We start from the raw sequence: 22,277 nt of genomic DNA, 5'->3' as shown, positions 1-22,277 counted from the left end.
CTTTCATTGCCCAAGCCCTTTGCATATCTTATAAAAAACAAGGGGGGCTAAAGATGATTATTGTATCCGGACAATTGCTCCGTCCCCAAGATATTGAAAACTGGCAGATTGATGAGCATTTGAATCCGCTGTTAAAAGAGATGATTGAGACGCCTGTCCAGTTTGATTATCATTCAATTGCCGAACTGATGTTTGAGCTGAACCTGCGGATGAATATCGTTGCAGCGGCAAAAACGCTGCACAAAAGCGGAGCGAAGTTCGCCACTTTTTTAAAAACATACGGAAATACAGCGTATTGGAGGGTTTCACCGGAAGGCGCCTTGGAGCTGAAATACAGAATGCCGCCTTCAAAAGCGATTCGGGACATTGCTGAAAACGGCCCGTTTTACGCGTTTGAATGCGCAACCGCAATTGTTGTTATTTATTATTTGGCTTTGATCGATACAATCGGAGAGGAAAAATTTGATGCCAGCTTTGACAGAATTATTTTATACGACTGGCATTATGAGAAATTGCCCATATACACAGAAACAGGCCATCACTATTTCCTTGGAGATTGTCTGTATTTTAAAAACCCTGAATTTGATCCGCAAAAAGCGCAATGGAGAGGCGAAAATGTGATTTTACTGGAAGAAGATAAATTTTTTGCCCATGGCCTTGGAATCTTAAGCGGACAGCAAATTATCGACAAGCTGAATTCTTTTCGAAAAAAAGGAGCCGTACAGTCAGCTTATCTTCTGTCTCAGGCGACGAGACTGGATGTTCCGTCTCTTTACCGCATCGTACGCTAAAAAGCCCCATCGCCTATTTCCAGGACGATGGGGTTTCAAACGCTTTTCGTTTTCGATAAAAAGGGGCTGTGCCTAAATACTGGTTCGCAGCCCACTCCATTTTTTCAAGGTCGTTTCTTGTCACGATTGGATCTAGACTGCTCCATTTGATAAAGCGGACAAAATAGTAGCCTTTGATAGGGGCCATTGTAACTTTTGAGTGAGGCCAGTCTTCAAATACAAACTCAATTTTCCCTCTTTTTTTATAAGAATATTGAAGAATGTTCATCATCTGTCACCTCTATTTATCAAGTTACGTTCGACAAAGCTCGGCTAACAGTGACTTCACATCAGCGGTCCCGTTAAGCATGCCGACAGATTGCCCGGCCCACAGAGACATGTACCCGGAATCTTTTTCTCTGGCTGCTTGTTTTCTCATCGGCTTTGTTAACGTGTTTTGCAATGGATAAGGAAGCGCGTTTGCCTCCTCAGCTTGCTGCTCTTTCATCCATTGATTGACTATACCCCTTGCAGGCTTACCTGAAAACAATGAGGTCAAGCGCGTGTCTGTTCCCCGCGCTCTTTTTAACTCGCCTTTGTACGTTTCTGATGCTTCGCATTGCTCACACATGAGAAATGGCGTCCCAACCTGTACGCCTTGGGCTCCGAGACAATGAGCGGCTTGAACGCCGCGCCGGTCGGCAATTCCGCCTGCCGCGATAACCGGAACGGAAACGGCATCTGCCGCCTGGGGAATCAGCGACATGAGGCCTAGTGCGGCTTCCCCGCTGACCGGCAGAAAGGAACCGCGATGGCCGCCCGCTTCGCTTCCTTGCAGTACGATGATGTCCATTCCGCGTTCTTCAAGCATGATGGCTTCCTGCGGGACAGTAGCCGTACCAATGAGACAGCAGCCATTTTTCTTTAACGCTTGAATGGTTTCATCCGGCGGAATGCCGAACGTAAATGAACAGGCTCTTACATTGTGTTTGAGAATGATGCTTATTTTTTTATGGAAATCCTCCCATTCTTCTTCCTCTGAAGAAAATGGAGGGGCCTGTTCGGCAAACGGGATTCTGTTTTTCCAAGTTTGAATATTGCCCTCATCCGGTTCTTTTCTGCTTTCCGGAACAAACACATTCACCTGAAATGCTCCGTCAGTCAGCTGCTGCATGTCAACGATTTGCTTTTCGAGCATGTCGGAACTGAGATATCCGGACGCCAAGCTGCCAAGCGCACCTTCATTTGACACAGCAGCTGCCAGGACAGGCGTGACAAGCCCGCCTGCCATCGGCGCCTGAATTACAGGTTTTGTCAGCGATAATAATTTCATCCATTCGGTCATGAAAACCCTCCTGTTACCCCATGATTTTGATATAGCATGTTCGATGGCGAGGGCCGTCGAATTCGCAGAAATAGATGCCCTGCCACGTTCCAAGAATCAGCCGGCCGTTTTCAATAATGACATGCTGTGAGGCTCCGACCGTACTCGATTTCATGTGCGCAGCTGTATTGCCCTCCATATGGCGGTCCAGCTCGTGCTCCCACGGATACACCTCATCAAACCTTCTGAGCATATCTTTTTTGACGTCTGGATCGGCATTTTCATTAATTGTAATGCCCGCTGTCGTATGCGGACAATAAATCAGCGCCGCGCCGCTCGTCACCCCTGTTTCTTGAAGAAATGCTTCCGCCTCGCGTGTGATCTCAATCATTTCATCTCGTTTGGTCGTTTTGATTTGCAATGTTTTCAGCATTTGTTTCTCCTTTCATTTATCCGCTCTATTTGCTAATTCGTTCTGTGTTCTTTTTTTCCTGTTAAGCCGCTCACATAAACGTGATAAAAACAAAAAACTCCAGTCTCTCGCTGGAGTTAGCGCCATACATATATCCTTGCTTCATATGGCTTTAACAGTACTGAAGTCATGTGCTGATGCGGCTCTGTTTCAACATTTGACAATACAAGTGCGTCTGATGACAACGGCAGCCCGGCGTGCTTGAAAAAGGCCGGCGTTCCTGTCAGGTTGGCCGTAATCAGGGCAGTATCGCTCTCGTTTTTTCGCAGATACGCAAAGATTTGCTGATCTTCCGGTAAAATGAGCTCGTATATTCCGTTGATAAAAACATCGTATGTTTGGCGCAGCTTGACCAAGCTTTTGTAAAAGTGGTATACGGATGTTGGGTCGTTTTTTTGCGCCTCGGCATTCAGCCATTTGTAATTTTCATTGATTCCGATCCACGGTTTGGCATCAGAGAATCCGGCGTATGGATCAGCATTCCATTGCATCGGCGTTCGTGAATTGTCCCGTCCCTTTTTCCAGACCATCTTCATCACGTCCTCGTGTGAAGCGCCTTTCGCCCTTTCTATTTCATACAGGCGCTTCATTGCGACATCATCATAGTCAGCAATAGACGGAAACGCCACGTTCGTCATGCCGAGTTCCTGTCCCTGATAAATAAACGGTGTGCCCTTCATGAGAAAATAAACAGCAGCAAGCGCTTTTGCACTTTCTTTCAGATACACGCCGTCGTCTCCCCACACAGAAACTGAACGGGGCTGATCGTGATTCTCCATAAACAAAGCATTCCAGCCGATCCCTTCAAGACTGTCCTGCCAGTCTGTTAAAATTCGTTTGAAGGAAACGATATCAATGCTCTCATTGACCTCTACATCCCACAGCCCGAGATGCTCAAATTGAAAAATCATGCTGAAGATGCCGTTTTTTTCTCCAGCCCAATCATCCGCTTCCTTTGCAGAGACACCATTTGCCTCACCGACTGTCATAATCGGATAGCGGGAAAATGTGTTTTCTTTCAGCTCTGTTAACAAATCCATTATGCCGTCAACATTCATGTGATAGGGGAAAGAGGGAACGACATCCAATCCTTTTGGATTCGGCATATCGGGAAGCCCTTCTTTTTTCTTAATATGAGTAATGGCATCGACCCGAAATCCATCAATACCTTTGTCAAGCCACCAATTCACCATGTCATAAACGGCATTTCTCACCTTTTCATTCTCCCAGTTCAAATCAGGCTGTTTTTGATCAAAAAGATGAAGATAATACTGGCTTGTCTTTTGATCATACTCCCAAGCCGGCCCACCGAAAATACTTTCCCAATTATTTGGCGCTTTTTCGTTTATGCCGTCCTTCCAAATATACCAGTCCCGTTTTTCCGAGTGTATGGATGAACGGGATTCAATGAACCACGGGTGTTCGTCGCTTGTATGGTTCACGACAAGATCCATTATCATCTTCATGCCCAGCTTATGAATGTCATGGAGCAGCTCGTCGAAGTCAGCCATGGTGCCGAAATCGCTTAAAATGTTTTTATAATCCCTGATATCATAGCCGTTATCCGCATTGGGCGAATCATACAAAGGGCAAATCCAGATGACATCGGCGCCCAGCTCTTTTATGTAGGGAAGCTTTGATCTGATACCTTGAATATCCCCGATTCCGTCGCCATTTGAATCTTTAAAACTGCGGGGATAAATTTGGTACACAACCGCTTCCTTCCACCAAGCCTTTTTCATACAGCCACTCCCTTCCTCAGTGTCCCGGTCTATATATCTTATGTAGACAAAAGGCTTTACAGCATTGCTTTTTCAGAAAACCGCCAGCCATCATAAAAAAACAGCCGTTCAATCTTCGGCTGCTTTTTATAAAAAGTCGGTTTTTTTAATTTCCACAAAACGGATGTGATGATCTGCTGCATCGCGAATTTTAAATTCGCAGCCCTCCGCGTGTATCACATCCCCTGCTTTCAGCTCCATTTTTTGCGTCAGAAGCCAGCCTGCGATCGTATCGATTTCTTCATTTTCAATGGCAATGTCGAGCAGATCGTTCACTTCGTCTATTAACGCTTTTCCATCCATCACATAATGGTGCTCGCCTTTTTTCAAAATGTGCGGCGTTTCATCCTGATCATATTCATCGCGGATGTCCCCGACGATTTCCTCGATAATATCCTCGACAGTGACAAGCCCCGCCGTTCCTCCGTATTCGTCTACGAGAATCGCCATGTGAATCCGCTCCTTCTGCATGCGGATCAAAAGCTGCTGAACAGGAATGCTTTCGATAACCCTGATGACGGGCCTCATGATCTGCTTTAACTTTATCGGCTTGCCGAGAAAATAGGCTTTAAACATATCTTTGCTGTTGATGATTCCTAAAATATGATCCTTGTCTTCTTTGATGACAGGGTAGCGTGTATACCGTTCATTAATAATGTGATGAATCGCTTCTTCAAGCGACTGCTCCAGCGAGATAACCGCAATTTCCGTCCGCGGGATCATGATCTCTCTCGCTACCCGGTTGTCAAATTCAAAAATCTTATTCACATAGCGGAATTCAGACTGATTGATTTCTCCTTTTTCATAGCTTTCTGAAAGGATCAGCCGCAGTTCCTCCTCGCTGATGACAACCTCATGCTCCTTCACAGAATGAAAGCCAAATAATTTCACAAAAAAACTTGCGGAGCCGTTCAATGCTTTAATAAACGGAAACATGATTTTATAAAACCAAATCAAGGGCTTTGCAACCCATAAGCTGACAGCTTCAGCCTTTTGAATGGAAACCGTTTTCGGGGCAAGCTCCCCCAGCACCACATGCAAAAAAGTGACGATGATAAATGCAATGATAAATGTGACAATGTGGTTCATCGGTTCCGGGATGCCTGTCATCTCAAATAAAGGATGAAGAATGCGTTCAAATGTCGGTTCACCTAACCATCCAAGGCCGAGAGCTGTAATGGTAATCCCGAGCTGGCAGGCTGATAAATACTCGTCCAGATTGGAGATGATTTTGTGTGCGGCAAGCGCCCGGCTATCGCCACTGTCAATAAGCTGATTGATTTTTGACCCTCTGATTTTGACGATTGCAAATTCTGCTGCGACGAAAAAAGCCGTAATGCCAACCAATACAAAAATAGCGACCAATTGTAAAATAAGCAAAAAAAGCCCTTACCATAAATGGTAAGGGGCCACCTCCTTAACGTTAATTCTCATTACGACCGTTTAAGAAAATCATCACAAAGCGAAGAAGCTCAAACAGGGAAACCAGGGCGGCGGCCACATATGTTAAGGCAGCAGCGCTCAGCACTTTATTAACCCCATTCTCTTCAGTGTTTCGGATGAATCCTTCTGACACAATAATTTGCTTCGCGCGTGAACTTGCATTAAATTCGACAGGCAGTGTAACCAGCTGGAAAAAGACAGCGGCTGAAAACAGAATGATGCCAAGCCCGATCAAATTAAGGCTGCCGAGAAGCATGCCTCCTAAGAAAAGAAAAGGAGCTACACCGGATGCAAAATTCACGACTGGGAAGATTTTATGTCTCAGCACAAGCGCACCATATGCTTCCTGATGCTGCAAGGCGTGTCCGACTTCATGGGAAGCTACGGAGATGGCGGAAATTGAGCGGCCGTAATAGACCGGCTCAGATAAACGCACCACCCGTCTTGTCGGGTCGTAATGGTCTGTTAAAGTGCCTCTTACCGGTTCGACCGGCACGTCGTAAAGACCGTTTATATCTAAAATCCGTCTTGCCGTTTCTGCCCCTGTACGTCCGCTTGAGGCTTCCACTTTTGAATATTTTTGAAAGTTGCTCTTCACTTTAAATTGTGCCCAAAACGACAATCCCAATGCGGCTATTGTTAAAAATATAAACAGCATTTTTCATCATCCTTTTTCTATGATCAAATCTTTCTTTGTTACGATTATTTTAATGAGTTTTCTTTCTCGTGTACAGAAATGCGCTTCTTCTTCCGGCTCGGGACACACATTCCGATCAGCAGAAAGAACAGTCCTGCTGAAAACAAATAAAAGGCAAAGCCGCCGACATTCTTCTTCAAAAAATGAAGCCAGGAGAAGCCGCCGGAAAAGTGATTATATGAATTCAAATCAAAAATAAACAAAATCACCGCGGATGCCGCAAGCTGGGTTCCGATCAAAACCACGATCGTTCTTTGAATGATCGTCATCTTTTTCATCCTTTTTGCTTTAGTTTATGGAGAAACCCGTTTTTATATGTTTTGTTCATTTTTTGAAAAACATCACCTGAAGTGGGACATACTGTTAGAAAAAAGCACGGGTGTGATGGAAGCCATGAAAGTGACGAGTGAGGAAAAGGAACAGCTGAGCACAGCAATCGACCGAATGAATGAAGGGCTGGATGCATTTATCCAGCTTTATAATGACTCGGAAATCGATGAGCCGCTTATTCAGCTTGAAGATGATACAGCCGATTTGATGAAACAGGCCCGGGATATGTACGGCCAGGAAAAACTAAATGAGAAATTAAACACGATTATTAAACAGATTTTATCCATCTCATTATCTGAAGAAGGAGAAAAAGAATGAAATCAAATCGGATATTTATTTCGTGGCTCAGGTGGCCGTTATTTATCCGAATCGGGGTTATTATTTTATTTCTGATTCTTTTGTTCGGCCAAATCATTTATATACTTGAGCCGAAACAGTTCACTTCGGTATTTGAAGGTATTTGGTGGGCTGTTGTTACCGTTTCGACAGTCGGCTATGGAGACTATGTGCCGCACACGCCGCTGGGACAGGCAGCCGGAATACTGCTGATTTTGACTGGAGCAAGCTTTGTCACCGCCTATTTCGCCACGTTATCAGCGGCCGCATTCAGCAGACAGCACCGCTACATTGAAGGAAAAGTTGCTTACAAAGGGCGGGGCCACATTATTCTGATTGGATGGAACGAAAAAACTAACCGGCTGCTGAAGGCGCTGCAGCTTGCGAATCCTTCCAAGACGGTAGTGCTGATTGATGAATCTTTGAAAGAAGGCCCGCTTATCGAAAACCTTCATTTCATACGGGGCCATGCTGCAGATGATGAGACACTGAAACGGGCCAATATTACTGAAGCTGAATCCGTCATGATTACAGCCGATCAGTATAAAAGTGAAACTGAAGCAGATATGCTGTCAGTGTTGATTCTTTTATCTGTTAAAGGGCTTAACCCCCTTGCTTACTGCATCGTCGAGATTTTGACTGACCGTTTTGTCACCAATGCGGAGCGGGCAGGCGCTAATCAAATCATCGGAACTTCAGAATTTATCAGCCGAGCGATACTGCAGCATTACCAAGTCAAATTACAGCCGTCTAAGCAGAATGGAATCAATCTGACACTAGATCAACATGTAAAGCTCCTTTCTGTTCCTGATCATCTAAAGGGAGCCGCTTACAAAACGTGTGTCCTCTATTTCCTTGATCACAACACTACAATTATCGGCGTACAAAAAGAGGAAGGGCTGGAGATTTCCCCTCCTCTTACATATAAAGTACTCGAAACAGACCAATTTCTTGCGATCTAATGCAGCAGAACATCCTCCAATTCTTTTACAAGAGAGGCGCCGATATCTAAATACGCAGGGTCAATTTCCGCGTCGCGCCTTTCCGGCTCGGAAAATTGATTAAACAGTGATTGAAACGGACCTCCCTCGGCATTGTCGTAAAGCCCCGAATGAAACACCTGCCTCAGCATAAATGGCGTGCCGATCCGAACGGCCGCCCCTCGTTCATCGAGACTGCCCTGTACCGCATTGACGGGTATCCTTAAAAACAAATAGCCGTCTTGATCATCAATTTTATAATCAAAGTAGCCGTGATCGTATTCCCAGCCGCCGTTTATTCCATAACCGAGCGGCTTCATGACTTGTTCCAGTTCTTGAAGCAGAAAAGACTGCCCATCTATCGCGGAAGGTATTGTAATCATCAAAATGCCCCTTTTTTCACTTATCCTGTCCTGCCGAACAAGACTTCATTCAAAGGCGAACTACATGGAAATCGTTGTTGTTTCTTTCTTACGGCCAACAGAAAAGAAAGCGCATTCAATTAAAAAGTAAACAGCCATTGCCGCTGCAAGTCCTGCAGCCGATTCCCATGAAAGATAAACAACTGCGGCATAGAGTCCTAATTTAGTGAACAGGGTATGAGATCGTTTTAATTGCATCATCCGGTGTACCGCATCGGTAAAAAGGGCAAGCGGCAAACCAATAAGAAGAAAGGCGTGGATGAAAAAGTGTAATAGCGTACCGCCATAGCTTGAAGAAAACGCTGTGTACACGGAATCGAAGGAGATAAGGAGACATAGAACAGTTGCAGAAAAACCGGCAATGATGAGATGTTTAACCATTTGTTTCATGAACATCAGCACCTTTCTGATTTTATAAAAAGCCGACCGGCACATGCCAGTCAGCTTTCTCACATTACTCTTCCAGACGTTTTTCAAGCTCTGCTTTTTTCTCTTCAAAGCCAGGTTTGCCAAGCAACGCAAACATATTGACTTTATACGCTTCTACTCCAGGCTGGTCAAATGGATTGACGCCAAGGAGATAACCGCTCATCGCGCAGGCTTTTTCGAAGAAATATACAAGGTATCCAAAAGTATATGCGTTCAGCTCAGGAATGTTAACGATTAAGTTCGGAACATTTCCGTCTGTATGGGCAAGCATTGTGCCCTGGAACGCTTTCTTGTTAACGAAATCGACCGTTTTTCCGGCTAAATAGTTTAAGCCGTCAAGATCGTTATCGGCTTCTTCAATTGTCAGCTCATGTTTAGGTTTCTCTACATTCAGCACCGTTTCAAATAAATCTCTGCGGCCTTCTTGTACATACTGGCCTAATGAATGAAGGTCTGTTGAATAGTTAGCTGAAGAAGGATAAATGCCCTTCTCATCTTTCCCTTCACTTTCTCCGAACAGCTGCTTCCACCATTCCGCAAAGTATTGAAGCGCCGGCTCGTAGTTGATGAGCATTTCGATTGTTTTGCCCTTATTATAAAGTACATTGCGAACAACCGCATATTGGTACGCAGGGTTTTCTTCCAATTCAGATGCTGCAAAATCTTTGCTCGCATCCAGTGCGCCTTTCATCATGTCGTCAATGTTGACGCCGCTGACAGCAATCGGCAAGAGGCCAACAGCTGTTAATACAGAATAACGGCCGCCGACATCATCAGGAATGACAAATGTTTCAAAGCCTTCTTCATCAGAAAGCGTTTTTAATGCGCCGCGCTCTTTATCAGTTGTCGCGTAAATCCGCGCTTTCGCTTCTTCTTTGCCGTATTTCTCTTCAAGAAGCTTGCGGAAAATACGGAAAGCGATTGCAGGTTCAGTTGTCGTACCTGATTTAGAAATCACATTTATAGAGAAGTCCACATCTTTAAGAAGATCCATGACATCTCTCATATAAGATGAACTGATGTTGTTTCCGATGAAAATAACTTGCGGATTGCCGCGTTTTGCTTTTGGCAAAGTGTTATAAAACGCGTGATTAAGCGCTTCAATCGCAGCCCGCGCCCCAAGGTAAGAACCGCCGATTCCGACAACAAGCAATACATCAGAGTCAGATTTGATTTTTTCCGCGCTTTTTTTGATGCGCGCGAATTCTTCTTTATCATAATGTTCAGGGAGGTCCACCCAGCCTAGAAAATCACTGCCAGCGCCTGTTTTTTCATGAATATTATGGTGTGCTGTTTTTACAAAGTCCCGCAGGTATGTAAGTTCATGTTCGTTGAAGAAAGTCAACGCTTTTGAGTAGTCAAAGCGTACATGCGTCATTGCTTGTCCCTCCATAACGGTATAATGTTTTCATCTTTCACTTTATATGAACTTATCTGTGAAATCAAGTGAAGAAGAAAGGGCGGAATGATTGGATTCCGCCCTCTAGGTTTATAGTGACGCGCGCAGGATGGCGAGCACGTCATCTTTGTTCAGCTTTTGGAAGTTGCCGAAGCCGCCGTGTTCCATTTCTTTGGCTGCGATATCAGCAATCAGCTCAAGCTTATCTTCTCCGATATCGTAATCGGCAAGGCGGGAAGGCGCGCCTAGGCTTGTCCAGAATGCAGACAGCTTGTCGATGCCTTCAAGCGCGATTTCTTTATCTGTTTTGCCTTCAGTATCAATGGCAAACATGTTGAGCATGAGGTTTTTAAAGCGGCCGACATTTGTATCAAGCGTGTATCTCATCCAGTTCGGGAACAGAATCGCCAGTCCGCCCGCATGCGGAATATCATACACAGCTGAAACGGCGTGCTCCATTGTATGAGAAGCCCAGTCGCCGAAGTAGCCCATCTGGAGCGTGCCGTTTAAAGCGATTGTCCCTGCATACAAAATCGTTTCACGATGTTCGTAGTTCTCCAGATCTTCAAGAAGCTTAGGCGCTGTTTCGATAACCGTCTGCAGAACCGCAAAGCACATTCTGTCTTGAAGTGGTGTATTTTCAACATTATGGAAGTATTGTTCAAATACGTGGCTCATCATGTCAACCATGCCGTATACGGTTTGATTTTCTGGGACAGTGAACGTATTTTTAGGATCTAATATAGAGAAACGCGGATGAGTCACATTGCTGCCCCATACATATTTCTCGTTTGTTTCCCAGTTTGTAATGACGGAATCAGGGTTCATTTCAGAGCCTGTCGCAGCAAGAGTTAAAACAGTGCCGAATGGCAGCGCATCCTCTGCTGTTGCTTTTTTGCTGAAAATATCCCAAGCGTCACCGTCATATTTGACACCGGCAGCAATTGCTTTTGTGCAGTCAATAACGCTTCCACCGCCGACAGCGAGCAGAAAATCAATGTCATGCTCTCTGCATAGGTCTATGCCTTTTTCCACTGTCGCAAGACGCGGATTCGGCTCTACACCTGACAGCTCATGAAAAACTGCGCCTTCTTCTGTTAAAATGCCTGTGACTTGATCATACAGGCCGTTGCGTTTAATGCTGCCCCCGCCGTAGACAAGCAGTACATTCTTTCCATATTGTTTTAATTCTTTTCTTAATTGTTCAATCTGACCTTTTCCGAAGATCAGCTTCGTCGGATTATAATAAGTGAAATTTTCCATTGTGAAACCTCCAAATGACGCTGATTAAAAAACAGATTTTCTATTGTAGCATAAATTTACAAAAAGAAAAGAGAAGCAGACAAACAGCTGCTTCCCCCTTGTTTTATAGAGATGCTTTTAAAATTTCCAGCACATCTTCTTTGTTGAGTGATTTAAACTGGCCGAATGTCCCATTAGCCATAGCCTTGTCAGCAATTGTCTCAAGCTGCTCATCATTAATATCGTAATCAGCAAGACGGTTCGGAGCGCCAAGGCTTGTCCAGAACGCAGACAGCTTATCGATACCTTCACGTGCGATTTCTTCATCTGTTTTACCAGCTTCTTCAACATCAAACACACGAACTGCAAGCTGTTTCATGCGGGCAGGGTTCTCAGACAATGTGTGTCTCATCCAGTTCGGGAACAGAATCGCCAGTCCGCCGGCATGCGGAATATCATAAACGGCTGATACCGCATGTTCAATATTATGAGTTGCCCAATCCCCTCTTGCACCCATAGAAAGCATGCCGTTTAACGCAATTGTTCCTGTGTACAGGATTGTCTCACGCAATTCGTAATTTTCCAGATCATTGATCAGTTTAGGCGCAGTTTCAATGACTGTGCGCAGAAGTGATTCACACATACGGTCCTGATATGGCGTGTTTGATGCATGATGGAAGTATTGTTCGAAAACGTGGCTCATCATGTCAACCATACCGTAGATCGTGTGATTTTTAGGGACTGTAAATGTATTCACCGGATCGAGAATCGAGAATTTAGGGAATACAAGCGGGCTGCCCCAGCCGTATTTTTCTTTTGTTTCCCAGTTTGTAATAACCGAGCCTGAGTTCATTTCAGAACCAGTCGCAGCGAGAGTCAATACGGTTCCGAATGGCAAAGCGTCCTTCGGCTGGTATTTTTTCGTGACGATATCCCACGCATCACCATCATACTTCGCTCCTGCAGCAATCGCCTTTGTACAGTCGATGACACTTCCGCCGCCGACAGCCAGCAAGAAATCTATGTTGTGTTGTTTACAAAGGGCGACACCCTTATTAACAGTCGACACACGCGGATTCGGTTCTACGCCCGCTAATTCATGCACGGTCACTCCGGCTTTTTTCAGCTGTTCAATCACTTGATCATACAGGCCGCTGCGTTTAATGCTTCCGCCTCCATAGACAAGCAATACGTTTTTCCCGTAAGGTTTGAGTTCCTCCGGCAGTCTTTCCACTTCCCCGCGCCCGAAAATTAATTTGGTCGGATTCCAGTATGTAAAGTTTTGCATGACATCTCCTCCTTAGATTATTTATTATGCAGAATGTCCTTACTGTATGTAAAGCAATCAGCTCTCACTGGGCGGCATATCGTATGGTTTGATATTGCAACATGCTGGGAAAGAACTCATATAGGCGAGGGCAGAACAGTTTCCCTCAATATGGAGAATGCATGTATAGATTCTCCAATATGTCACAATCTATAACTGTTTTAATAATTCATGGAGGAGGTTGCAAAACATGAGTACGATCCAGAGAATTTGTCTTGTTTTAACCATCATTGGCGCCATTAACTGGGGACTGATCGGATTTTTCCAATTTGACTTAGTAGCGGCCATCTTCGGCGGCCAAGGGTCAGCCCTTTCCCGTATCATTTACGGACTTGTCGGAATCGCCGGATTAATCAACCTCGGCCTGCTGTTTAAGCCAAACGAGCAAACATCTCGTGAAGAGGCAGCAAATCCTGAGATGCGATAGGATAAAAAATCACCGGACATTTCGGTGCTTCAGCGAGTTGACAAACCTTCGCATTCGTTGTCAGGTCTGCGCGTTGGTGCTCACGGGATTGTACATTCGCTGTGCTCCAATGCTCGCCCTTCCTAGACTTCAAAGGTTTTCAATCACGCTGAAAAAGGAGAAAAAGTCCCAAAACATAGTGTTTTGGGACTTTGCATTAAATCAAAAGCACCGAACATTCCTGTCCGGTGCTTTTTTCATGCTTATTTTTTGATAAGGTCTTTGCGGTTGGACATTTCGATCCACTCTTCAAGCTTATCTTTTAATGTGTTGAAACCTTGTGGTGCAGAAGCTTCTTCGCTTACGTGCGCAGCTTTAGGTTTTCTTGGTTTGCTTTCTTTTTTCTCAGGCGCAGCTTGTGTCGCACGAATTGAAAGGCTGATTTTTCCTTTTTCTTCGTCAACAGCAAGTACTTTTACTTGTACTTCGTCCCCAATTGAAAGGTGCTCATTGATATCTTTTACGAAACCATGAGTGACTTCAGAAATGTGTACTAAACCTTGAGTTTCTTCATCTAATGCAACAAACGCACCATACGCTTGTAATCCTGTAACTTTACCAGTGTAAACACTGCCCACTTCAAATTTTGCTGCCATTCATAACAACTCCTAAGTTAAATTAAATATCTGTTTATACGCAATTTAAAATTATATCACAGATGTTTTATTTCCGCAAAGAAAACTTTTATAAAAAATAAGGTTTAAGCATAGCGAAAAGGGGGTAAACTGCAAATACCAAAGGCTTTCTAGTATTCCCCCCTTTTATTGGATGCGAACAAAAGGTTCGTATCTTTTTTTATGTCGTTTTGTTCAGGAAGCGCTTCATTCTGACTAACGCTTCTTGAAGCTGCTCGATCGAGGTTGCGTATGAACAGCGAATATAGCCTTCACCGCTCGGACCAAACACACTTCCCGGAACAACAGCCACTTTTTCCTGTGTCAGAAGCTCTTCGGCAAACTGCTCCGAGCTCATCCCCGTGCTTTTGATGGATGGAAAAGCATAGAAAGCGCCGCCTGGATGATGACAGCTGAGGCCGATTTCATTGAGCGTTTCCACAAACAAATTCCGTCTTCTTCGATAACTTTTTTTCATTTTTTCTACATCTTCCATGCCGTTCTTCAGGCCTTCCAAGGCGGCAAACTGCGCCATTGCCGGCGCGCACATCATGGCATACTGGTGAATTTTAAGCATTGCATCCCGAAGCACAGGTGGCGCTGCTGCAAAACCGAGCCTCCAGCCCGTCATCGCAAACGCTTTTGAAAAGCCCGAGATGACAACCGTCCGTTCCTTCATTTCCGGTAATGCCGCTATGCTTGTGAACTCCTCATCATATGTCAGCTCCGCGTAGATCTCATCGGCTAAGACGATTACGTCATGTTTTTTGGCAAACTCCGCAATTTCATTCAGCTCTTCCTTCGAATAAACCGAACCTGTCGGATTCGATGGCGAGCAGATGAGAATGGCTTTTGTTTTTCCGGTGACAGCCGCTTCAAAATCCGCCGCCGTCGCTTTAAATCCTTTGTCTGCCGTTGTATGGACATGAACCGGAATGCCGCCTGCCAAAGAAACGAGCGCATCGTACGCCACAAAACACGGCTCAGGAATGATGACTTCCTCACCTGGATTCACAATAGCGCGGATCGCAATATCCAAAGCCTGACTCGCCCCTACGGTCACAATGAGCTCATTGTCTGGCGAATAGCGAAGATCAAACCTGCTGCTCAAATAACGGCTGATTTCCTCACGCAATGAGTATAAACCGGCATTGGCTGTGTACGACGTATATCCTTGTTCAAGAGAAAGAATGCTTGCTTCGCGTACATTCCATGCAGTAACAAAATCAGGCTCGCCGACGCCTAAAGAAATCACGCCTTCCATCGTTGCCGCCAAATCAAAGAATTTGCGGATGCCGGACGGTTTTATTTGTTGTACATAGTCAGATAAATACGAAGTCATTTACGGTGACACCACGATTCTTTTGTCGTCGTCTCCTGTTTCAAACACTTTGCCGTCATGCTTGTATTTTTTCAGGATAAAATGAGTGGTTGTCGATACAACTGAATCAAGGGTTGACAGTTTATCTGAAACAAAACGCGCTACGTCAGACATCGAATGACCGCGAATCACGACAGATAAATCGTACACGCCTGACATCAGGTAAACTGATTCAACCTCTTGGAATCGATAAATGCGTTCCGCCACTTCATCAAAACCGACTCCCCGCTTCGGCGTTACTTTGACGTCAATCATGGCTGTGACACCTTCATGTCCGTCGACTTTTCGCCAGTCAATCATAGCGGAATAATCGATGATAACCTTTTCTTTTTCCAGTTTGTCAATAATTGCTTTTACTTCATTGACAGGGATGCCCGCCATCTTTGCGATTGTTTCGAAATCGGCGCGGCTGTTTTCGTCTAAAATTTCTAATATTTCTGTTTCTTTTTCTGTCAATTTCATTCAATTCACACCTTTGCAATGTCAAGAAATCTTCATGACATTATATCACGTTTTTTGACGAATGCTAAGAAAAAAACGAGGAGAAACTTCCGCTAGAATTGACAATTTCAGGGCACAATACAGACATCACATGAAAGGGAGTGACACGAATGGAGGCGATTTCACCAATAAGGCGGCTTACAGTCGATGGGGTAAATGTATACTGCGAACATTATCAAAATCCGGGCAGGCAAACACTTGTCTGCGTACACGGTTTTTTATCGTCTGCCTTCAGCTTCAGAAAAGTAATCCCTCTGCTTCGGGACAAGTACGACATCATCGCACTTGATTTGCCTCCTTTCGGCCAATCTGAAAAATCAAGAACCTTTATCTATACGTATCAAAATCTCGCTAAGCTTGTCATTAGGATTTTGGAACACTTGCAAGTGAAACAGGCTGCGCTTGTCGGCCATTCTATGGGCGGGCAGATATCGCTGGCTGCTGCGCTGCAAAAGCCGGAGCTTTTTACAAAGGTTGTACTGCTCTGCAGTTCAGGGTATTTAAAACGTTCACACCCGACGATCATTTTCGGGACCCACCTCCCGTATTTTCATCTTTATATTAAGCGCTGGCTTTCGAAAGAAGGCGTGGTGAAAAATTTATTGAATGTTGTGCATGACAAATCGCTGATTGATGAGGAGATGATTGACGGCTATGGCAGGCCGTTTCAAGACGAAGAGATTTTCAGAGCCATGACAAAGTTTATCCGCCATAGAGAAGGAGACTTAGAATCCGAGCAATTAAAGAAAATGAACAAGCCTGCTCTATTGATTTGGGGCGAGGAGGACCGAATTGTCCCTGTGGAGATTGGTAAACGGCTGCACAGGGATTTGCCTGATTCCGTGCTGTACTCACTTGGCCAGACCGGACATCTGGTGCCTGAGGAACGGCCTGAATTCGTTTCAGAACACATTGCGGAGTTCATCAAATAACAAAAAAACCGGATTGATACCGGTTTTTTAAGGCGTGCAGGAGCTGCTGTTTTTAATGAATAAAAGCTGGCCAGCCACTTCCCGGCAGCTGCCGATCGGCAGCGTTTGTTCAAAAGAAGTTTCAAATATACCCTGAATGCTTTTCGCCAGCACGTTGGGATCGTCTTCATCATAGACCGCCTGTACGACATCAACAGCCTCGGTTTCGTAAAACTCTTCTCCATATTTAAACGGGTCCCACTTGGCAATGATCTTGATCATTTCCCTGACCGCTTGACTTTCTTCCATATTGATCACCGCTTATAATAAAATTTGGAGTTTTATTTTATCATAGTTACGCTAAGATGAATAAACAAACATGAGGGGGTAACAGAATGAACTTTGATAAACGAGAAGAACGCCTTGGCACCCAATCGGTCAAATGGGACAAAACAGGCGAATTATTCGGCGTGGAAGACGCACTCCCGATGTGGGTGGCAGATATGGATTTCCGCGCGCCGGAAGCAATAACTGAAGCATTAAAAGAGCGCCTCAGCCACGGGATTTTCGGTTATACGGCTCCAGATCAAAAAACGAAGAATGCTGTGTGCGGATGGATGCAAAGCAGGCACGGCTGGAAGGTAAACCCGGAAAGCATTACATTCAGCCCGGGCGTTGTCACAGCTTTGAGCATGGCGGTACAAGCTTTCACAGAACCTGAAGATCAAGTGGTTGTCCAGCCTCCTGTTTATACGCCCTTTTACCATATGATTGAAAAAAACGGCCGGCATGTTTTACATAATCCGCTGCTTGAAAAAGAAGGCGCATATGAAATAGATTTTGAAGATTTGGAGACGAAACTTAGTGATCCAAGCGTCAAATTGTTCATTTTATGCAATCCTCATAACCCGTCAGGACGTTCATGGGGACAGGAAGATTTACTGAAGCTCGGCGAATTGTGTATTGAGCACGGCGTCACAATTGTATCAGATGAAATCCATTCCGATTTAATGCTGTACGGTCACAAACATACGCCGTTCGCTTCTCTCTCTGACGATTTCGCCGAGATTTCCGTGACATGTGCTGCGCCAAGCAAAACATTTAATATCGCCGGATTACAGGCGTCAGCCATCATTATTCCTGATCGGCTGAAGCGCGCCAAGTTTTCCGCAAGCCTGCAGCGCAACGGTTTAGGCGGGCTGAACGCGTTTGCCGTCACTGCGATCGAAGCCGCTTATTCAAAAGGCGGGCCATGGCTCGATGAATTGATCTCTTACCTTGAGAAAAACATGAACGAAGCAGAAGCCTTTTTGAGCAACGAGCTCCCAAAAGTTAAAATGATGAGACCGGATGCATCATACCTGATCTGGCTCGATTTCAGCGCTTACGGCTTGTCCGACGCGGAGCTTCAGCAAAGGATGCTGAAAAAGGGAAAAATCATTTTAGAGCCAGGGACGAAATACGGGCCTGGCGGAGAAGGGTTTATGCGTCTGAACGCGGGATGCTCTCTCGCAACCTTGCAGGACGGCCTGCGCCGCATCAAAGCGGCATTAGCGTAAATATAACTGTTGAACGCCTTTACGTCTTCATTCGTAAAGGCGTTCTTAATAAAGGAATTTTATTTTTCCCTTCTAATATTTAGTGTTATAATAGATTCATATTTTATATGAAAGGATTTCACAACGAATGGAAATTCTAAAAGACTACCTCCTGCATATCTGCTTTATTTTGTTTCCTATTCTTCTTTACCAAGTGTTTTGGCTCGGAAAGCCGGCGATCCTTGTGCCAAAAATAAACAGCGTATTGGTCACGTTGTTCGCGTGCGGCGCCTCCATTTTATGCATTGTATTCCCTATTCGGGAAATGGACTACATACAGTACGGCCTTCAGATGATTCCTATCATCATTTGTTTATTTTACATTAGTACTGCTTCCGGACTTACAGTCGCCGTATCTGTCTTATGTTTTGAACTGCTGTTTTATGAACCTTCCGCAATGTTTGTTTTCACTTTGCTGCCTTTTCTTATTCTCATCCCAATTTTATTTCAGAAAAAATGGCCATTCATGTCCAAAGCGAGAAAGCTGATGCTGACTTTATTGATCGGCTGCTCGGAGATCTTCTTGGTTTTCGCCTCCAGCTTGATTTTTTCCGCCTTAAATATTTTAAATTTTCAAAATTCAGGAATTTTACTTTATGAGGCGGCTGTCTCAGGGCTGTTCCGCTCCAGCGTTCTTCTTTTAAGCATCTATATTATCGAAAGCATCGCCGAAAATATCGCCCTGCGTTCACAGCTGATCCATTCAGAAAAAATGACGATTGTGAGTGAACTGGCAGCGAGCGTCGCTCATGAAGTCAGAAATCCGCTGACTGTTGTCCGCGGGTTTGTCCAGCTGCTTTTTAATGACGAAACCCTTCAAAACCAATCGAGTACGGATTACAAAAAGCTTGTACTGTCAGAACTTGACCGGGCGCAAGGCATTATTACAAACTATCTCGATATGGCCAAACAGCAATTGTACGAAAAAGAAGTTTTTGATTTATCAGCGCTTATCAAAGAGACAAGCTCCCTTATGGTATCGTATGCCAATTATAAGTCTGTAACTGTCGAGGCTGAAGCAGAGCCGGGCCTTTATATATATGGAGACGCAACAAAGCTGAAGCAGGCAGTCATCAACCTGATGAAAAACAGCATTGAAGCGGTTCCCCATGGGAAGGGAGTGATTCACATATCAGCCAAAGGAAGTGGCCATACGATTATGGTAAACATCTCAGATAACGGGGTCGGCATGACAGACCATCAGATGCAAAAACTTGGCGAACCTTATTATTCATTAAAAACAAATGGAACGGGGCTCGGGCTCTCCGTTACCTTTTCAATTATTGAACATCATCACGGGACCATTTCGTTTAACAGCAGTTTCCAAAGAGGCACCACCGTAACAATTAAACTTCCCGCCAACCTTCCTCACTAGCAAATCGAGAGGAACTTTAATAGAATAAAGGCGAGGTGATGACAAATGAGCACATTTGAGACAGGCTCTATCGTTAAAGGATTTTATAAAACAGGTGTATACATAGGAGAAATCACCGCTTGCAGGCCGCAGCATTATTTAGTGAAAATCAAAGCGGTTCTCACCCATCCCGCTCAAGGAGACCTTCATCATCCAAAACAGGCGGATGTGCCGTTTTTTCATGAGAGAAAAGCGCTCGCATACGGTGAACAGACCAACATCCCCCATCATATGGTGAAGCCTTATGACGGTGAAGTGCCAGATTATAACGAGTCTCTGCGGGAGGCGGCAGCACAGCTGAGAGCCAAATTAAATGAGGATGGTTCGGAGTGGGCAAAGCGCTCCCTGAATAATCTGGATATTTTAGAAAAAGAGTATTATAACCGGCCGTAACCCAGTCTGACAAAAGATTGGGTTTTTTACGTTGCGCGCTTGAACAGTTCGGATAAATCGATTCTTTCGCCGATTGTCGGCGGTTTTGGCTTTTCGAGATACTGCTTATCCTGTTCAACAAGCTTAAAAAGCTTATGTGCTGTGAGGGCATCATCAAGCGCTTTATGATGGGTGCCCGTTCCGGCATCTCCATACTCCTCGGCAGCTTTCCACAAACCCGTCAGTGTCCGGTCTCCAAAAAAGTTTTTGTATTCGAGCGATAAATCTCTCATTTCCCCCTTAAAAGGGAATGGAATATGGTTAAACATACAGTTTTGCTTCAGTACCTTCATGTCCATGTTTCCCCACGTAATAATTGTGCTGTTTTTCTCAGGGTCCAGTTCGTTTAGTTTACGGATGAAATCCTCGAACCTCATCCCCTCGTCTACCTGCTTTTGCGTTATCTTTAAAAATGATTTGCAGCGTTTCGTCAGCTTCGGGAATTTTTTCGGTCTGACATAGCTAGAAAACGTCTCAACTACTTCATCATCAACCGACTTTACAATTCCGGCTTCAATGATTTCCGGGAAAAAGTTTTGCGGACTGTACTTCCCCTCAGGCATCGTAAATTCGAAATCAATAATGAGTAAGCTGTTTGTCGTCACCTTTTTACACCTGCCTTTCCTCCGATCAGAAAATACTATCTTTATAGTATATCAATTCATCTTCTCGACCTTTCTTCATTTTCTAAAAATAATGAATTTTCCCAGCCGCTTTGTTTCTTTTAAATCGTGAATCGTTTCTTTATAATTGGTAAGGAACCCGAAATAATAAGAAGGTGATGTTATTTCTAACCGTAAGAAGAACTTCGTCATTGTGTGGCTGGCGAACTTTTTTGTCTCAGCCAGCACAACGATGATCGTTCCTTTTCTCTCCTTATACATTGAGACGCTCAGCACTTTTTCAAACGGCTTTGTGCAAAGATGGAGCGGCTATGTGTTCGGCATTACATTTCTCATGGCGTTTTTGGTATCGCCGTTTTGGGGGCGGTTCGGAGACAAACACGGATACAAGAAAATCCTTATGGCAACCGGAACAGGCATTGCCCTCAGCATTTTATTCATGGGCTTTGTTACATCGGTGTACCAATTGTTTTTTCTGCGTATGGCGATGGGTCTTGTAACCGGATTTATTCCGACCTCTCTTGCGATGATTTCGGCACAGACTCCGAAGAACTCAGCCGGCAAAACACTCGGCACGCTGCAAATGGGGCAAGTGTCCGGAAGCTTGTTCGGCCCGCTTTTGGGAGGCTTGCTTGCTGATCGTTTCGGCTTTACGTATACCTTTTTTATCACATCCTTTGTGATTTTTTCATCTGTTCTTCTCGTGTTATTTGGGGTCAAAGAACAGCCTCTTGCAGAGAAGACAGCCAAACGTAAGACATACACGAGAAAAGAAGTGTTCTCCTATATTTTTCACCAGCCGGCGCTTTGGGTCATGATGCTGTTAACCATGCTGATTCAAACAGGCAATTTTAGTATCCAGCCGTTGCTCGCTCTATATGTAAATGAGCTGCACGGACCTGTTAATCTGGCCTTTTTCTCCGGCATGGCATTTTCAGCAACGGGACTCGGAAGTTTGCTGCTGGCTAGAAAATGGGGCGACCTGGGCGACCGCTACGGCCACCGGCGCATTTTAATCGGACTTTTACTCGCTGCCTCTTTCTTTTTTATTCCGCAGGCGCTCGCGTCCTCACTCAGCGTGCTCCTTGTGTTCAGATTTTTATTTGGAATGGCGATGGGCGGCTTGCTGCCATGCATTACGGCAGCGATCCGCGTTCAGGCTCCCGGCAGCATTCAAGGCGAAATCCTCGGCTACAATGTCAGCTTTCGCTTTTTAGGAAACGTGCTCGGGCCTCTTATCGGCGGAATCATATCGAGCCATTTTACAATTTCGGCCGTCTTTTATGTCACAGCGTTTCTCTTTTTCGCCGGCGCGTGCATGCTTTGGATGATGCAGAAGTTCCGGAGGGATTCTTATGCCAAAGCAAGCTGATTCTCAGAAAAAA

27 protein-coding genes are annotated in these 22,277 nt (G+C 44.8%); 9 read left to right on the top strand and 18 right to left on the bottom strand.

Translation table 11 applies throughout. The annotated features are described in order from the left end of the window. Positions 1-53 precede the first annotated feature (53 nt). Entirely contained in the window at positions 54-791 is a 738-nt protein-coding gene (locus JMN17_RS12065; protein ID WP_202328155.1) for a protein-glutamine gamma-glutamyltransferase, read from the top strand. Positions 792-804: 13 nt separating this feature from the next. Here JMN17_RS12065 and JMN17_RS12060 read toward each other — a convergent pair whose 3' ends face one another. The 7 genes from JMN17_RS12060 to JMN17_RS12030 form a co-directional block, all read right to left on the bottom strand. Beyond that, complete coding sequence (locus JMN17_RS12060) at positions 805-1,059, bottom strand: hypothetical protein (RefSeq protein ID WP_087993408.1); 255 nt, start codon at positions 1,057-1,059, stop codon at positions 805-807. A 24-nt stretch (positions 1,060-1,083) separates the two neighbouring features. Next, the gene (locus JMN17_RS12055) at positions 1,084-2,115 is read right to left on the bottom strand and encodes a nitronate monooxygenase (RefSeq protein WP_202328154.1); all 1,032 of its coding nucleotides are present in this window, start codon (positions 2,113-2,115) and stop codon (positions 1,084-1,086) included. 13 nt (positions 2,116-2,128) lie between these two features. After that, complete coding sequence (locus JMN17_RS12050; protein WP_087993372.1) at positions 2,129-2,527, bottom strand: secondary thiamine-phosphate synthase enzyme YjbQ; 399 nt, start codon at positions 2,525-2,527, stop codon at positions 2,129-2,131. Between the two features lie 116 nt (positions 2,528-2,643). Further along, positions 2,644-4,308, bottom strand: a complete 1,665-nt coding sequence (locus tag JMN17_RS12045; protein WP_202328153.1) for a glycoside hydrolase family 13 protein — start codon at positions 4,306-4,308, stop codon at positions 2,644-2,646. 126 nt (positions 4,309-4,434) lie between these two features. Beyond that, the gene (locus JMN17_RS12040; protein ID WP_202328152.1) at positions 4,435-5,727 is read right to left on the bottom strand and encodes a hemolysin family protein; all 1,293 of its coding nucleotides are present in this window, start codon (positions 5,725-5,727) and stop codon (positions 4,435-4,437) included. Between the two features lie 43 nt (positions 5,728-5,770). Continuing rightward, on the bottom strand, positions 5,771-6,448 hold the full coding sequence (locus JMN17_RS12035; protein WP_087993375.1) for a zinc metallopeptidase: 678 nt from the start codon (positions 6,446-6,448) through the stop codon (positions 5,771-5,773). A 44-nt stretch (positions 6,449-6,492) separates the two neighbouring features. Beyond that, positions 6,493-6,756, bottom strand: coding sequence for a hypothetical protein (locus JMN17_RS12030; RefSeq protein ID WP_087993376.1), 264 nt, complete (start codon positions 6,754-6,756; stop codon positions 6,493-6,495). 46 nt (positions 6,757-6,802) lie between these two features. Between JMN17_RS12030 and mstX the strand changes: the two genes are divergently transcribed. Continuing rightward, on the top strand, positions 6,803-7,135 hold the full coding sequence (gene mstX, locus JMN17_RS12025) for a biofilm formation protein MstX (protein WP_087993377.1): 333 nt from the start codon (positions 6,803-6,805) through the stop codon (positions 7,133-7,135). After that, positions 7,132-8,115 (top strand): potassium channel family protein, encoded by a 984-nt coding sequence (locus tag JMN17_RS12020; RefSeq protein WP_087993378.1) that lies wholly within the window; start codon positions 7,132-7,134, stop codon positions 8,113-8,115. The genes mstX and JMN17_RS12020 overlap by 4 nt, the downstream gene beginning before the upstream one ends. Here the strand turns inward: JMN17_RS12020 and JMN17_RS12015 are convergent. From JMN17_RS12015 to JMN17_RS11995, 5 genes are all read right to left on the bottom strand, one after another. Beyond that, positions 8,112-8,516, bottom strand: a complete 405-nt coding sequence (locus JMN17_RS12015) for a YugN-like family protein (RefSeq protein ID WP_202328151.1) — start codon at positions 8,514-8,516, stop codon at positions 8,112-8,114. The two genes, JMN17_RS12020 and JMN17_RS12015, sit on opposite strands and share 4 nt — an antisense overlap. A gap of 60 nt (positions 8,517-8,576) precedes the next feature. Further along, positions 8,577-8,951: a hypothetical protein gene (locus JMN17_RS12010; RefSeq protein WP_202328238.1), complete on the bottom strand. Its 375-nt coding sequence runs from the start codon at positions 8,949-8,951 to the stop codon at positions 8,577-8,579. 58 nt (positions 8,952-9,009) lie between these two features. After that, the gene (locus tag JMN17_RS12005; RefSeq protein WP_148963938.1) at positions 9,010-10,362 is read right to left on the bottom strand and encodes a glucose-6-phosphate isomerase; all 1,353 of its coding nucleotides are present in this window, start codon (positions 10,360-10,362) and stop codon (positions 9,010-9,012) included. Between the two features lie 111 nt (positions 10,363-10,473). Further along, positions 10,474-11,646: an iron-containing alcohol dehydrogenase gene (locus JMN17_RS12000; RefSeq protein WP_202328150.1), complete on the bottom strand. Its 1,173-nt coding sequence runs from the start codon at positions 11,644-11,646 to the stop codon at positions 10,474-10,476. A 103-nt stretch (positions 11,647-11,749) separates the two neighbouring features. Beyond that, the gene (locus tag JMN17_RS11995; protein ID WP_202328149.1) at positions 11,750-12,913 is read right to left on the bottom strand and encodes an iron-containing alcohol dehydrogenase; all 1,164 of its coding nucleotides are present in this window, start codon (positions 12,911-12,913) and stop codon (positions 11,750-11,752) included. Between the two features lie 229 nt (positions 12,914-13,142). On the opposite strand from JMN17_RS11995, the gene JMN17_RS11990 reads away from it, so the two are divergent. Beyond that, a complete protein-coding gene (locus JMN17_RS11990) occupies positions 13,143-13,379 on the top strand; it encodes a DUF378 domain-containing protein (RefSeq protein ID WP_010329881.1) in 237 nt (78 codons plus the stop codon). Between the two features lie 242 nt (positions 13,380-13,621). Here JMN17_RS11990 and yugI read toward each other — a convergent pair whose 3' ends face one another. The 3 genes from yugI to JMN17_RS11975 all read right to left on the bottom strand — a co-directional run bounded on the left by yugI (position 13,622) and on the right by JMN17_RS11975 (position 15,875). Beyond that, positions 13,622-14,014, bottom strand: a complete 393-nt coding sequence (yugI, locus tag JMN17_RS11985; protein ID WP_087993383.1) for a S1 domain-containing post-transcriptional regulator GSP13 — start codon at positions 14,012-14,014, stop codon at positions 13,622-13,624. A 199-nt stretch (positions 14,015-14,213) separates the two neighbouring features. After that, positions 14,214-15,374 carry an aminotransferase gene (locus tag JMN17_RS11980; protein ID WP_087993384.1) on the bottom strand — a complete coding sequence of 387 codons (1,161 nt, stop codon included), beginning with the start codon at positions 15,372-15,374 and terminating at the stop codon, positions 14,214-14,216. Further along, positions 15,375-15,875, bottom strand: a complete 501-nt coding sequence (locus tag JMN17_RS11975; protein WP_202328148.1) for an Lrp/AsnC family transcriptional regulator — start codon at positions 15,873-15,875, stop codon at positions 15,375-15,377. Between the two features lie 149 nt (positions 15,876-16,024). Here JMN17_RS11975 and JMN17_RS11970 point away from each other — a divergent pair, with 149 nt between their 5' ends. Continuing rightward, on the top strand, positions 16,025-16,846 hold the full coding sequence (locus JMN17_RS11970; RefSeq protein WP_087993386.1) for an alpha/beta fold hydrolase: 822 nt from the start codon (positions 16,025-16,027) through the stop codon (positions 16,844-16,846). 27 nt (positions 16,847-16,873) lie between these two features. Here JMN17_RS11970 and JMN17_RS11965 read toward each other — a convergent pair whose 3' ends face one another. Next, positions 16,874-17,134, bottom strand: coding sequence for a YugE family protein (locus JMN17_RS11965; protein ID WP_087993387.1), 261 nt, complete (start codon positions 17,132-17,134; stop codon positions 16,874-16,876). An 86-nt stretch (positions 17,135-17,220) separates the two neighbouring features. Here JMN17_RS11965 and patB point away from each other — a divergent pair, with 86 nt between their 5' ends. The 3 genes from patB to kapB all read left to right on the top strand — a co-directional run bounded on the left by patB (position 17,221) and on the right by kapB (position 20,230). Further along, the gene (patB, locus tag JMN17_RS11960) at positions 17,221-18,384 is read left to right on the top strand and encodes a cystathionine beta-lyase PatB (RefSeq protein WP_202328147.1); all 1,164 of its coding nucleotides are present in this window, start codon (positions 17,221-17,223) and stop codon (positions 18,382-18,384) included. Positions 18,385-18,511: 127 nt separating this feature from the next. After that, positions 18,512-19,798, top strand: coding sequence for a sensor histidine kinase (locus tag JMN17_RS11955; protein ID WP_087993389.1), 1,287 nt, complete (start codon positions 18,512-18,514; stop codon positions 19,796-19,798). 45 nt (positions 19,799-19,843) lie between these two features. Then, on the top strand, positions 19,844-20,230 hold the full coding sequence (gene kapB, locus JMN17_RS11950) for a kinase-associated lipoprotein KapB (protein ID WP_087993390.1): 387 nt from the start codon (positions 19,844-19,846) through the stop codon (positions 20,228-20,230). A 26-nt stretch (positions 20,231-20,256) separates the two neighbouring features. Here the strand turns inward: kapB and kapD are convergent, their stop codons facing one another. After that, complete coding sequence (gene kapD / locus JMN17_RS11945) at positions 20,257-20,874, bottom strand: 3'-5' exonuclease KapD (protein ID WP_087993391.1); 618 nt, start codon at positions 20,872-20,874, stop codon at positions 20,257-20,259. A gap of 75 nt (positions 20,875-20,949) precedes the next feature. Further along, positions 20,950-21,153 carry a hypothetical protein gene (locus JMN17_RS21745; RefSeq protein WP_087993410.1) on the bottom strand — a complete coding sequence of 68 codons (204 nt, stop codon included), beginning with the start codon at positions 21,151-21,153 and terminating at the stop codon, positions 20,950-20,952. Between JMN17_RS21745 and JMN17_RS11940 the strand changes: the two genes are divergently transcribed. Beyond that, complete coding sequence (locus JMN17_RS11940; protein ID WP_313886381.1) at positions 21,056-22,264, top strand: multidrug efflux MFS transporter; 1,209 nt, start codon at positions 21,056-21,058, stop codon at positions 22,262-22,264. The genes JMN17_RS21745 and JMN17_RS11940 overlap by 98 nt on opposite strands. Positions 22,265-22,277 lie beyond the last annotated feature (13 nt).

Source organism: Bacillus sp. RHFS10, assembly GCF_016757475.1.
Taxonomy (GTDB): Bacteria; Bacillota; Bacilli; order Bacillales; family Bacillaceae; genus Bacillus; species Bacillus subtilis_G.
The sequence above is the reverse complement of the archived record's forward strand: the minus strand, read 5'-3'. Positions and strand labels throughout refer to the sequence as shown.